Source organism: bacterium (assembly GCA_021372515.1).
In the GTDB taxonomy this organism is placed as follows: Bacteria; Gemmatimonadota; Glassbacteria; order GWA2-58-10; family GWA2-58-10; genus JAJFUG01.
On sequence record JAJFUG010000072.1, the window covers coordinates 85,533 to 99,342 of the forward strand.

Consider the following 13,810-nt stretch of genomic DNA (forward strand, 5'->3'; position numbering starts at 1 on the left):
GGGGCCTTGTCCGTTGGTTTTTACATCACAATCAGCGCGCGGTCACACCGAAAGCCGTGTTCAGGTCGATCTGGCCGGTGGCGCGGTAAGCCTCGAGCAGCGGGGTGACCCGGGCCGTCTCATCCGGGAAAGACTTGATGAAACGCTCCAGCACCTGGGCGGCTTTCTCCTTGTCGCCGGACTGTTTGTGGATCACGAAAAGGCTGGCGTAGCCATCGCGGTAATGCGGGTCGAGCTCCAGGCTTTTCTCCACGAACCGGGCCGCCTGGTCGAAAGCGCCGTTGTTCATCGCTAACTGGGCGGTCTGGGTGTACCAGACCGGGAGGTTCTGACCCTGGGCCGTGGCGAACGAATCGAGCATGGCCAGGGCGTTGTCGTACTGCCCGGCACGGCAGTAGAGCGAGGCCAGGGCGAAATCCCAGCGGTGGCGCTCCTGCATGAACGAGCGGGCGCGCAGGTTGGCCTCCATCGCCTTCTCGGCCTGGCCGTGCTGCAGGTACACGCTGCCCAGGTAGGCGAACGGCGCGGCGAAATGTTCCACCAGACGGATATCGGCGTCCTCGCGGCTCTCGCTCTCGCGGAAGAACGAATCATATTTGTAGACATCGTAGATCAGGTGGCGCGTGCCCTCGATGTCCAGGCAGATTCCGTTCTCGCCCAGCGGGGCCAGGTTGGAGTCGGAGGCGGCCAGGGTTTCGCTCCGGACCGGGTTGACCTTGTAGAGCGAGCCGACCATGGTCAGGTAGGGGTCGAGCCCCGCGCGGTTCGAGGGCGGAACTGTGGTGGTGAAATAGACCGGTTTCTGCCACTTGTTTGTACGCAGGATGTCGAGGATCATGATGTCCTTGACGTACATGACCGAGTTCTTGGCGAAAGTGAGTTCGACCTCGCCGAACTTGAATTTCATCTCCTTGTCCAGGAGGAAAGGCCGCAGGCCCATGATCTGCTGCTCGGTGTAGCTGATCGGGACTTTCGGCTCCTGGTTGCGCATCTGGCGGATGTACCAGTCGGTGTTGAGCAGGCTGAGGTTCACCACCCGGCAGTCCTTGCGCACACCCTCCACCTCCTGGATGTACCAGAGCGGGAACGTGTCGTTGTCGCCGTTGGTGAACAGTATCCCGTTCGGCTCCATGGAGTTCATGATGTTGCGGGCATAGACCGGGGGTACGTAGTTGTCGGCGCGGGAGGACTTGCTCCAGTTGGCGTACAGCGGGACAAAGGCCGGCGCCAGGAACAGCAGTCCCAACAGCAGGAACACCGGCCGCGCCAGGATCGGCTTGGCGCTGTCCACCCGGAACGCCAGGCGCAGGCGGTTGACAATACCCGCCAGGCCCAGGCCGCACCAGAGGCCGAAGAAGGCGTAGGAGACCATGAAGAAGTAGTCCCGCTCGCGCACCTCGTGCATGTCCTGGTTCGGGTAGGCGCCCTGGGCCTGGGTGTAGCCGAGCTTGAAGTTCATGTAGGTGTTCAGGATCAGCCCGGTGACCAGGAACGTGGTCAGCCAGAACCAGAACGATTTCCTCTCGTGGCGCCAGTGCTCGTAGGCCCCGTAGACCCCGAGCAGGATGAACACGGTCGAGACTGCGGTGTTACCGAACTGCCAGCCGAAATATTTGAAGTAGAACGGGATGTTGTACTTGAAATACACACCGATGTTGCCGATCAGGTCGGACGCCGAGCTGACCGCATCCTTGCCGGTGATCATGCTCCAGACCTGGCGCGGCAGGATGCCGTAGGCGCTGCCGTACTGCTCGCGCCCGATCACGGCCCAGAGCGCGGCCAGGTTGTCGGGCTGGCCCTCGTTGATCGGCGGCAGCAGCCCGGAGCGGATCAGCAGGTAGAGATGGATGCTGAAGCCTAACAGGAACAGTCCCAGCGCGGTGAGAAAGAAATTGAGCGAGCGCTCGCGCACGGCCCAGAACAGGCATCCCGCCAGGAGCATCGCTCCCAGGAACAGCGTCGGCCAGCTTTCCACGAAATTGTAGAACCCGCCCAGCACCCCCAGCAACGCGGCCAGGTGAAGATAAATCGATACAAAAATCCCGGTCCCGCCGCTCGTTTTCTGGTTAAGGTGCTGCGCCACGGCGTTAAGGTCCAGGCCTTTCATCACCAGCAGGTACAGCCCGGCGAAACAGCCCAGCACCGAGAGCCAGTAGCTGCGCTGGTCACGGTCGTGCAACAGGGTGTAGACCACCACCGCCGGGGCGATCAGAAGCACTATCAGATGGTTGGCGATCGAGAGGCTGACGATGTAGATCACCAGCAACAGGACATTTTTCACGTGTCTCTGGTCGGTCAGCGAGCCCATGTAGGTCATCAGCCAGCCCACCAGGAGCATGGTCGCCGTGGCGATGGCGTAGACCTCGGCCTCGGTGCAGTTGGTCCAGACCGAAAAGAGGAACGGGGTGATGAAAGCGGCGGCCAGTCCTCCGCCGTGCACCACCAGCCGTCCCGCCGCGCTGCGGCTGTCCTCGACCATATTCTGGAGCACCTTGACCGCGACCAGGTAGAGCAGCATCGCGCAGACCGAGCCGCAGATCACCGAGAGGAAATTCAGGCGCTCGGCGACAGAGAACGGCAGCGGCAGGACCGAGATCGTGCGGCCCAGGACAACGAACAGCGGGGTTCCGGGCGGATGGGGGATGCCGAGGGTGTAGGAGGCGGCCAGGAACTCTCCGGCATCCCAGAATGTGACAGTGGGCGCCATGGTCAGGGTGAGAATGAGCATGACGAAGAGAAAGGCGACGGCTGCGCCGATGTAGTATTCCCTGCTGTACATTTTTTCCATGGTGTCGGGAGAACCCTCTACTGAGTGGGCCGGTTGAATCGGAAATGACGGTTCAGGCCAAAAAACTAATCAATAAGACGTTCGCAATCAAGTAAATACTGCCGTCAATAAAAAAGGTCCGGGCTGCGCAGCCCGGACCTTGGGCCGACAACGTGTTTTACTGCCTCTTCTGGGGCGCGATGTTGAAAGCGCGGGTCAGGTTGAAATCACCAGTGGTCTGGTAGCGTTCCAGTTCCTGAGCCACTACGGTGTCGGCGGGGAACTGTTTCAGGTACATCTGTAGCGCCGCCGAGGCCGAATCCTGGCGGCCGAGGTGGTTCTGGAGCATGAACAGGTGGGCGTAGCCCTCCCTGTAATCGGGATGGACCTCGAGGGTATGGTGCAGTATCGACACGGCCAAGGCGGGTTTGCCGTTGTTGGCGGCGGTCTCGGCCAAGCTGGAATAGAGCATGGGCGGCGCGCTCAGCGAGTCGAGCATCCGGAACGCCTCAGCGGGACGGCCGAGTTCGAGCAGCAGGCTCCCGAGCGTGTAATCCAACTGGCGACTCCAGTTGCCGCCCTGGGTGAGGAACTTGCGGGCCAGCAGCCGGGTCTGAAGCGAGGACTCGAGGTCGCCGCGGATATTCTGGCCGAAACTGAGAAACACCAGGGGCGAGCCGGTGCGGTTCAGGGTCTCGGCGTCCTCGCCCTCCAGCTTGCGGCCCTGGTCGAAAAACGTATCGAATTTGTAGACATGGCTGTAGAGGCTGTCCGTGACCCGGATGTTGACATATGTGTTCGGGTCGCCGGTGGGCGCGATGGCCGAATCCCGCAGGGCCAGTGCCTCGGCTTTCTCCGGGTTCAGGCGCGTGACCATCCCCTCCATGGTGCAGTAGGGGTTGAGCTTGGTCCGGCCATCCGGCGGGGTGGTGTTGGTGAAATAGATCGGGCGTTTCCAGTGGTTGTTGCGCACGATATCCAGGACAATGATATCCTTGACCCAGATAGTTTCACCCTTGTCGAAACTCAGGTCCACACTGTCCATCCTGAAACGCATCGGCTTTTCCAGGACGAAACCGTACAACTTGTCCAGGGTCGAGTCACTGTAGCCGATGGGCAGACGGGGCTCGCGGTCGCGCATCTGGCGGATGTACCAGTTCAGGTTGAGCAGGCTGAGGTTGACCACCCGGCAGTCCTTGCGCAGGCCCTCCACCTCCTGGGCGTACCAGAGCGGGAACGTGTCGTTGTCGCCGTTGGTGAACAGGATCGCGTCCTTGTCCAGCGAGTTCAGCACGTTGCGGGCATAGACCTGCGGGATGTGGTTGCCGCTGCGCTCGGCTTTGGACCAGTTGAGTCCCATCGGCAGAAAGGCCGTGCACAGCAGGGCCGTGCCCAGCACGCCGAAAACGGTGCGCTCGCCGGGGCCGGCTGCACCGGAGCCCAGCATGGCGCTTCGCAGACGGTTGACCAGGGCGGCGAGCCCCAGGCCCGACCAGACCCCGAAGAACACGAAAGAGACGAGGAAGAAATAGTCGCGCTCGCGCACCTCGTGCAGGCCATTGCCCGGATACTTGTCGCGCGAGAGCATGAACTCGAGCTTGAAATTCATGTAGATGTTCAGGACCATCCCGGTGACCAGGAACACGGTCAGCCAGAACCAGAAACTCTTGCGGTCGATCCGCCAGTGCTCGAAAGCGCCGTAGAGCCCGATCAGGAAAAACAGGAAACTCAGGGCCGGGCCGCCGTACTGCCAGCCGAAATACTTGGTGTAGAACGGGACATTGTGCGCGAAAAAGACCTGGATGTTCTCAACCAGGTCGCTCAGCGAGGTCACCGCGGTCTTGCCGGTGATCACGGTCCAGGCCTGGCGCGGCAGAAGGCCGTAGGCGCTGCCGTACTGCTCGCGGCCGATCTCGGCCCAAAAAGCGGCGAAAGTGCTGGGGTTGCCCTCGTTGAGCGGCGGGTTTAGACCGGAGCGGATCAGCAGGAAAAGATGGATGCTGAAGCCCAGCAGGAACAAGGCCGCGGCCAGCCAGACAAACCCCAGGGCCCGCTTGCGTCCGGCCCACCACAGCGCGGCCACGCTAAGCAGAAGGCCGAGGATGAATGCGCCCCAGCTCTGCACGTGCGCCCCCAGACGGAACAAGACCTCGGGCAGGCCGGAGACCAGGCTCCAGAGGATTGTCCCCAGGTGCAGCGGCCCGCCGGAGTGGTGCTTGTCCAACGTGGCTCCCACCTTGTCCAGGTCCAGCCCTTTGAGGACCATAATGTACAGGCCCACCAGGGACAGGATGATAGAGAGCCAGTAATTACGTCGCTCCGGCTCGTTCAGTAGCACGTAGACCACCACCGCCGGGGCCACCAGCAGGACTATCAGGTGGTTGGCGATGGACAGCGCCACCAGGTAGATGATCAGCAGCAGGATACGCTGTGTGCGGAGCGGATTATCGACCGAGCCCATTTTCAGGCAGAGCCAGGAACAGAGCAGGATCGTGGCCATGGCCGCGGCGTAAACCTCGAACTCGGTCACGTTGGTCCACTCGGTGAACAGGAATGCCGGTATGATAGCCGCGGCCGCGGCGCCGCCCAGCACTACCAGCCGTCTACCTGGGGCCTGACGGTTGCCGGCGAGCTTTTCGAGCAGGTGGGCCGCGATCAGGTAGATCAGCACGGCACTGGCTACACCACAGAGCACCGAGACGAAATTCAGGCGCGGCGCGATCTCAAAGGGCAGCGGAAGGCTGCAGACCACGCGCCCGATGTTCACGAACAACGGTGTGCCGGGCGGATGGGGAATGCCCAGGGTGTAGGCTGCGGAGAGAAACTCGCCCGCATCCCAGAAAGTGACCGTGGGAGCCATGGTGAGAATGTAGGCGACAAGGACAAGAATCCCGGTCAGAGCGGCCCCGATGAAATGATCTTTTGTGTGCATTAGCGCAGGTCCCGGCGGAATGGTCCATGGAGGGTTTTCCAGGTATATGCCTCAAACTGTCGAGTGTTCCGTCAATTTAACAGCCCGGGGCCCATGTGACAAGCAAACGGCTGCGGCCGGAGGCCGCTCGGGGGGCCGGCGGGGCGCGAAAAGCGCCCGCCCGGCCGCGCCTTCGGCGCAGCCGGGCCCGCGTTTACGCGGCGCCGGCCCCCAGGCGGCAGAGCCCGGGACCCGCACCGCAGGCAAAAAAAGCCCGGCCTTGGGAGCCGGGCTTTTACTGTCGTCCTTTGTCTGGCAAGCGGAGAAAAACGCTTTACTTAGTCACGATCGCCAGGTAGGGCACTTTCCAGAACTGCTCGCGATCCAGCACCTTGAGCACGGACTTGCTGTTCTCGAGCTGCTCGACCTTGTAGCTGCCGGCCACGCGAGGTGGAATGATTTTCACGTCCGAGGCCTTGCAGTCCAAGGAGAAATCCGAGACCTTGGTCACGTCGATCTTGGAGAACACGCTGGTGTCGAACTGGCTGGACAGGGCCGGCTTCTTGCTGATGAAGCCCACGCGGTTGATCACGTTGCGCGCCTCGAGCTCCTTGGAGGTCCCGATCACGTAGTAAGCGGTGTTGCGGGTGTCCACCAGGGTCTGCTCGGTCTCATGCAGCTTGTCCTCGGTGTTCCGGAGGACTTTCTGCGAGAAACTCAGCGAGTCACGGGTCACGTGCAGGGCGACCTCTTTCTCCTCCAGCGCGGCTTTCAGGCTGGAGATAGTGGCCTGATTCTGGTTGATCTCTTTCTGCAGGTTGGCCACCATCTTTTCGAGGGCTTTGATGCGGAAATTGGATTTCTGCATCTTGGATTTAAGGTCCTCGACATCGCGCTTGTCCTGTTCGAGCTGCATCTGGATAGCGGTGATGTCATCCAGGATCATGGCCTTCTTGCTCTTGTCCTTCTCGGCGGTGGTGATCAGGTTGCTGATTACCACCTGCTGGTCGCGGACATCTTTCAGCTTGGTGCCGATCTCGTCGATAGTGCCGCTAACTTCCGAGATATAGCTGTTAAGGCTGTCCTGGGCGGCGATGAAACCGACCTTTTCGGTCTGCAGGGAGGCAATCTCCTGCTTTTTCTCCGAGATCGTCTTGAACTGCCAGATGCCCACTCCGGCCAGAATGACGAGGAGAGCGACTACTACGTAAAGAGTGGTCTTGCCGTTGGAGCTGTTGCGGGAAGAGGTTTCAGACATCGCGGGTCCTCCTTTCGAACCCGAACTGCGCGGTGGGGGCTTCAGGCCCCCTGTGAGTTATAAAAAATACCTGTACCGGATTTGGCACAGGCTTCTTACAGGTACTGCAGTCGACTGTCGCAGTAAATATAATCGGGAACTCCCCAGATGTCAAATAAAAATGCATTCCGTGAATACTCATTCGCTGCCAGACTCTTTGAAAATCAGACAATGGGTTTTGGCTGACGAATAAAAATACAGCGATGATGAAATTTCGGCAAGGAAAATGATGATTTGCCGGCCGGTTGTTGCGATCGAATCCTGAACCGGCGGCAAAAAAGCAGGGGGCGCGGTTGAACGCACCCCCTGCATGTCACGATGCATAGCGAGAATTTTCGTTGAGCGCCGACCGTCAGGCGACCGGCAGGCTCTTTTTCCGTCCACGGCGCAGACGGTTCTGAAGCTGGTCCATGTAGAGGTAGAACACCGGCGTGACGAACAGGGTCAGGAACTGCGAGAACACCAGCCCGCCCACAACTGCCAGGCCCAGGGGCTGACGGGCCTCGCCGCCGGCGCCGTAGCCCACCGCGATCGGCAACGTGCCCATCAGGGCGGCCATGGTGGTCATCATGATCGGCCGGAAACGCACCTTGCAGGCCTCGTAGATCGAGTCGTAGGCGCTGCGTTTCTGCTCGCGCTGGGCCTCCAGGGCGAAATCGATCATCATGATCCCGTTCTTCTTGACCAGGCCCACCAGCATCACGATACCCACGAAAGCATAAATATTCAACTCCACCTTGAACAGCAGCAGCGTGACCAGCGCCCCGAACCCGGCAAAGGGCAGGGCGGTCAGGATGGTCAGCGGGTGGATGAAGCTCTCGTACAGGATGCCCAGCACGATGTAAATCACCAGCACGGCCAGCAGCAGAAGGTACTGCATGCCGCTGATCGAGGACTGGAACGCCTGGGCCGTGCCCGAGAATGTGGTGCTGATCGTGGCCGGCATGCTCTGGCGCGAAATTTCCTCCACGGTCGATACCGCCTGGCCCAGGGAGACTCCCGGCGGAAGGTTGAACGAGATGGTCACCGAGGGCAGTTGCCCGAAATGCGAGACCGTGAGCGGCCCCAGGGTGCGCTCCAGCTTGGCCACCACCTCCAGCGGCACCAGCTTGCCGCTGTTCGAGCGCACGTACAGCAGCGCGAGCATGTCCGGGTCGCGCTGAAACTTGGGGTCGAGTTCCATGATCACGTAATAGGTGTTGTTCGGCGTGTAGATCATGGAGACCTGGCGGTCGCCGTAGGCACTGTAGAGGGCGCTTTCCACCTGCTCGGCGCTGATCCCCAGGCTGGAGGCCTTGTCCCGGTCGATCTTCACCTCCACCGTAGGGTTGGTGATCTGCAGGTCCGTGTTCACGTCCAGGAACCCCGGCGCGGCTTTCAGCTTTTCGAGCAGGATGTTGGAATACTTGTACAGCTCGTCCGTGTCCGTGCTCTGCAGGATGAACTGGTACTGGCCCTTGGTCATGGTGCCGCCGATACGGATGGGCGGCGGGTTCTGCATGTAGGCCATGATCCCTGGGATTTTCGACACTTCCGGGCGAAGCTGCTGGATCACCTCATCCACAGAGGCCTTGCGCTCGTGCCTGGGTTTCAGCCTCAACATCAGGGTGCCGCCGTTGGCCCCGGAGGAGCCGCGCGCCCCGGCGCTGCACATGAACGCGTCCACGTTGGGGTTCTGACGCACCGCGTCCGCCACGGCCCGCTGGTGCTTGACCATATCCTCGAACGAGATGCCCTGGGCCGCCTCGGTCATGATGAACAGCTGGCCGTTGTCCTGGCTGGGCAGGAAACCCTTGGGGGCGATCTTGAACAGGTAGCCCATCAGGATCAGAATCAGCACCGAATAGAACATGGTGAAACCGCGGTGGTGGAGCGACCAGGCCAGACCCTTTTCGTAGACGGCCAGCATGCGGTCGAAAAAGCGCTCGCTCGCCCGGTAGAACCGTCCGTGGCTCTTGTGCGACTGAGCGGAGAGGATACGGCTGCCCAGCATCGGGGTCAGTGTCAGCGAGATGAACCCGGATAGCAGGATCGCCACGCTGATCGAGACCGCGAACTCGTGGAACAGCCGCCCGATCAGCCCGCCCATCATCAGCACCGGGATGAACACCGCCACCAGCGACAGGGTCATCGACATGATAGTGAACCCGATCTCGCGCGACCCGTCCAGGGCCGCCTGGAGCGGTTTCTTGCCCATCTCCATGTGGCGCACGATGTTTTCCAGCATCACTATCGCGTCATCCACCACGAACCCGATCGAAAGGATCAGCGCCATGAGCGACAGGTTGTTCAAACTGTAGCCCAGTAGTTGCATCACCGCGAACGTCCCCACAATCGACATCGGCAGCGACAGGCTGGGGATCAGGGTGGCCGAGACGTTGCGCAGGAACAGGAATATCACCAGCACCACCAGGCCCAGGGTCAGCCACATGGTGAACTTGACGTCCGTGAAGGACTCGCGGATCGAGTTCGAGCGGTCGAACAGGATCTGAAGGTTGACCGAGGGCGGCAGCTTGGCCCTGAACTGCGGCAGAAGGTCCTTGACCGCCTGGGCCACGGCAACGGTGTTGGTCCCCGGCTGGCGCTGGATCGCCAGGATCAGGGCCCGCTGGTCCACGAACCAGGCCGCGGTCTTGTCGTTCTCCACGCTGTTGATCACCCGTCCCAGCTCGCCCAGGCGCACCGGGCGTCCGTTGCGGTAGGCCACGATCACAGGCTCGTATTTCTTGGCCTCGTTGAGCTGGCCGGTGGCCTCCACGGTGAAAGCCTTGTAGCGGCCGTAGAGGATACCGGTGGGAAGGTTCACGTTGGCCGATTTGATCGCCTGCTGCACCTCGTCGATCCCGATCCCGCGCGAGGCCAGGAGCTTGGGGTCCAGGTAGGCCCGCACGGCGTATTTCTGCGAGCCGTACACGTTCACCTGGGCCACGCCGTTGACCATCGAAATCCGCTGCGCCATCATCGTCTCGCCGTACTCGTCCAGGTCCGACAGCGGCATGGTGGGCGAGGTGAGGGCCAGGTAGAGAATCGGCATGTCGGCCGGGTTCACCTTGCGGTACGACGGCGGGCTGGGCATGTCGGCGGGAAGCTGGCGCTGGGCGGTCGAGATGGCCGACTGTACGTCCAGCGCCGCGGCGTCCAGGTCGCGCGACAGGTCGAACTGAAGGGTGATGCTGGTGCTGCTCTGGCTGCTGGTCGAGGTCATGGAGCTCAGGCCGGAGATAGTCGAGAACTGGCGCTCCAGCGGGGTCGCCACCGCGCTGGCCATGGTCTCGGGGCTCGCCCCGGGCAGCGAGGCCGACACTTGCAGCGTGGGGAAATCCACGTTGGGCAGCTCGGCCACGGGCAACTGACGGTAGGCGTATATGCCGAACAGCAGGATGGCGAACATGATAAGAATAGTCGCCACCGGGCGTCTGATGAAAAGTTCGGAGAAATTCATTGCACGCCCCCACCCGCGGCGGAGTCGGGCGCGCTCGCGCTCAAGCCGCTCTTGAACTGGACTGTCGAGCCGGGACGCAGCCGCAACTGGCCGTCGGTGACCACAACTTCCGAGGGCTGAAGGCCGCTGTCGAACACTGTGAGGTTGTCGCTGTCGTAGGAGACCGCCACCGGGCGCGACTCCACGCTCATGTCGGGCTTGACCACGTAGACGAAGCTGCCGTTCTGGCCCGGCTGCACGGCCTGCGAGGGCGCGGTGACCACCCCGTGCAGGATTTTCAGCACCAGGCGCGTGTCCACGAACTGTCCCGGCCAGAGGGCCAGGTCCTGGTTGTCGAACACGGCCTTGAGCCGCAGTGTGCCGGTGGCTTCATCCACCATGTTGTCCAGGAAACTGAGCCGGCCCTCGTGCAGCTTCTCCCCGTCGTCCGGGATGTTGACCAGCACGCGCAGCTCACCGTCGGCTCCGTCCTGGGCCCGTATCTCGGTCAGGTAGCGCTCGGCGATGGTGAAAGTGACATAGATCGGGCGCACCTGGTTGATCACCACCAGTTCGCCCTCGTTGGCCTTGATCACGTTGCCCTGGTCGACCATGCGCATGCCCGTGCGGCCGTCCAGCGGCGAGCGGACCGAGCAGAAATCGAGGTTCAGCTTCGCGTTGTCCAGGTCGGCCCGGGCGGCCATGACCGAGGCTGCGAGCTGGCGTTCCTGGGCCTGCATGTCATCGAACTGCTGGGCGGTGATGTATTCCTTGCGCACCAGCTCGGAGTAGCGTTTCACTGTTTCGCGAGCATTCAGCCAGGCCGCGCTGTCGCGGGCCAGGTCCGCGCGGGCGGACTCCAGCGCGGCCTGGTAGGGGGCCGGGTCGATCAGGAACAGCATGTCGCCGCGCCTGACATCCTGGCCCTCCTCGAAATACACTTTCTTTATCTCACCGCCCACCCGGGCCTTGACCGACACGGTGTTGTAGGCCTCCACGCTCCCGATGGAGCGCACTTCCAGGGGCACGTCCTGCACCTTGACCGTATCGACCAGCACAGGCACCGGGGGCGCCACGGCCGGCCTGTCGTTCCCGTTGCAGGCGGCCAGGCTGATCAGGCCCAGGCAGAGCGCCGGGGCGGCCAGGCTCCGGATGTTTCTTCTCACGCCGAATCCCGCATTCATCTTCGCACTCATACTCATTTACCCTCGTTCGTGGCGTTGCCTGCGGTTGGGATCAAACTCGTCTGTCCCAGGCCCAGCGAGCCGGTGTCTTTCGCCAGCCGGGCCAGACAGAGGAACCAGTCGGTGCGGGCCTGGATGTTCTGCGCCCGGGCGTCCTCGAGCGCAGACTGGCTCTGCAGCAGCTCCAGGATCGAGCCAACTCCAGAGCGGTAGCGCTCCAGGGCCACCTTGTGCGATTCATCCGCGCTGGCCAGGAGGTCGCGGCTGGTGGCCAGGCGCTTGGCCGCGGTCTGAAGGTCGTAATAGCTGGTCCAGACATCCAGCACCACCTGCTGCTGGACGCCGCGGGCTTGCTCCTCGGCGCCCTCGGCCTTGGCGCGCGCCTCCAGCATATCGTTCTCGGCCTTGAACCCGGTAAACAGCGGCACACTCACGCCCAGCGATACGTTGTAGGTGTCGCCCTGACGGTCCCGGCTGTTGTAGTAGATACGTCCGGCGCCGCCGGTCAGGCTGATTTCGGGGTAGCGCGCCCGGCTGATCGAGGCCGACTCGGCGCGGGCCTTGAGCGCCTGGGCGCGCGCGGCGGCCAGGTCGGGACGGCGGGCCAGGGCCTCGTCGATCAGGCGGTCCACCGTGACTGTCACCGAGTCGGCCGGCACGTCCTCGGGCAGATAGTCGATATCGTATTCCAGGTCGGCGGGCAGGCCCATGACCGTGGCCAGGCTGCCGCGCAAGGTCTTGATCTGTCCCTCCACGCTCAGCATGGACAGCTCGGCCTGCGAGGCGCGCGTCTTGGCCTGGAGCACGTCCGCCACCGTGGCCAGCCCGGCGGCGCGGCGCTGCTCGGCGGCGTCCAGGTCACGGCGGGCCTCCTCCAGGGAGGCCTGGCTGGACTTGTACATGGCCTTGGAGTACTGGTACTGGTAATAGGCCTGCTGCACGGCCAGGATCACGGTCTGCACCGTGGCGTTGTGGCTCCAGTTCCGGGCGAGCATGTCCTGGCGGGCGGCTTCTACATCCGCGATGCGGCGGCCGAAATTGAACAGGATGTAGCTCAGGCTCACCCCGGCGTCATAGCTGATCGACTTGTAGGCCAGCCGTCCCCCGGCCGTGGAGCCGCGGGAGTGTCCGTAGCCGCCGTCCGCGTCCAGCCTGGGCAGCCAGGCGGCTTTCTCGCTGCCGTAGTGCGCCGCGGCGGCGCGGGCGGACTGCCAGCTCGCCCGGGTGAGCGGGTTGTTGCTCAGGGCGATGTCCACGATGTCGGCCAGGGTCCAGTTGCGGGCCCGCATCTCTGGGCTGATCGCCTCCAGGCCGCTGTGCGTGGTGTCGCGCGTCACGGCCGGGGCCGCGGCGTTTTTGGGAGGCCGCCACTGGCTGTCCGGCGCGCTCGGGATACGGTGTTCGAGCGGGCGCTCGGCCAGGCGGGTGCAGGCCGTGAGAGCCAGCAGGCCCAGGATCAGGAGCAGCCCCGTCTTTTTCAACTCTGTTTGCTTCATCTTGAGTTCTCACCTTTGTCCTTGCCGGTCACCTGGACCGGGCTGTCCGATACCGTGAATCAGCATGTCCCTGAGTAGCGCCGCGTCGTCCTCCACCGGTCCGGGGTCTTCGCAGATCAGCCTCCGGCCGATCATCGCGATGTCCGCCTCCAGGATCACCGTGGCTACCTTGAGTGGGTCGAGGGGCCGGAACAGGCCGGCCTGCATCCCCGCCTCGACCACCGCGGCGGTGCGCTCCATCAACTGGCGGAAGCGGCTGTTCTTGTAGCGCGCGGCCTTGCTCTGGGCCAGAGTGCGGTCGTAGAGCAGCACGCGGAAAAAGCTGCGGTGCCGCTCGAAGAACCCCAAGTGGCGCTGGATCATCTCGGCCAGAAGGACATCCGGCGGGCCGGTCCGGCCCAGGGTCTCGAGAAGCTCGTCCTGCATCGGGACCAGGCAGTGGTCCACCGTGGCCCGCACCAGGGCGCTCTTGGTGGTGAAATAGCGGTAGAGCGTGCCCTTGGCCACTCCGGCCTCGGCGGCCACCCGGTCCATGCTGAAACCCTGCACGCCGTCCGCCGCGATGATCCGTGTCACCGCATCCACGATGTTCTGGCGGGCGAGCTGGACAAGCAGGGCCTTGTGTTTTGGCACTGAGACATTCATCACGATCCTCCCGTTACAAAAAAATGACCGCCCGGTCATTTTTTGGACTGAGCAGTCATTTTAATAAAGCCGCGGCTGCAAGTCAAGCC

The 13,810-nt window shown here is 62.7% G+C and carries 8 protein-coding genes; all 8 read right to left on the reverse strand.

Going from position 1 to position 13,810, the window contains the following annotated elements; translation table 11 throughout:
• Positions 1-31: 31 nt before the first annotated feature.
• The 8 genes from LLH00_07400 to LLH00_07435 all read right to left on the reverse strand — a co-directional run bounded on the left by LLH00_07400 (position 32) and on the right by LLH00_07435 (position 13,721).
• On the reverse strand, positions 32-2,779 hold the full coding sequence (locus LLH00_07400) for a DUF2723 domain-containing protein (protein ID MCE5271097.1): 2,748 nt from the start codon (positions 2,777-2,779) through the stop codon (positions 32-34).
• Between the two features lie 166 nt (positions 2,780-2,945).
• Entirely contained in the window at positions 2,946-5,699 is a 2,754-nt protein-coding gene (locus LLH00_07405; protein MCE5271098.1) for a DUF2723 domain-containing protein, read from the reverse strand.
• Between the two features lie 313 nt (positions 5,700-6,012).
• Positions 6,013-6,936 (reverse strand): hypothetical protein, encoded by a 924-nt coding sequence (locus LLH00_07410; GenBank protein MCE5271099.1) that lies wholly within the window; start codon positions 6,934-6,936, stop codon positions 6,013-6,015.
• A gap of 177 nt (positions 6,937-7,113) precedes the next feature.
• A complete protein-coding gene (locus tag LLH00_07415; protein ID MCE5271100.1) occupies positions 7,114-7,299 on the reverse strand; it encodes a hypothetical protein in 186 nt (61 codons plus the stop codon).
• A gap of 28 nt (positions 7,300-7,327) precedes the next feature.
• The gene (locus LLH00_07420; protein MCE5271101.1) at positions 7,328-10,417 is read right to left on the reverse strand and encodes a multidrug efflux RND transporter permease subunit; all 3,090 of its coding nucleotides are present in this window, start codon (positions 10,415-10,417) and stop codon (positions 7,328-7,330) included.
• Complete coding sequence (locus LLH00_07425; protein ID MCE5271102.1) at positions 10,414-11,562, reverse strand: efflux RND transporter periplasmic adaptor subunit; 1,149 nt, start codon at positions 11,560-11,562, stop codon at positions 10,414-10,416. Before LLH00_07425 ends, LLH00_07420 begins: the two co-directional genes overlap by 4 nt.
• A 32-nt stretch (positions 11,563-11,594) precedes the next feature.
• Positions 11,595-13,076: a TolC family protein gene (locus LLH00_07430; GenBank protein MCE5271103.1), complete on the reverse strand. Its 1,482-nt coding sequence runs from the start codon at positions 13,074-13,076 to the stop codon at positions 11,595-11,597.
• Between the two features lie 9 nt (positions 13,077-13,085).
• Positions 13,086-13,721, reverse strand: coding sequence for a TetR/AcrR family transcriptional regulator (locus LLH00_07435; protein MCE5271104.1), 636 nt, complete (start codon positions 13,719-13,721; stop codon positions 13,086-13,088).
• Positions 13,722-13,810: the final 89 nt, after the last annotated feature.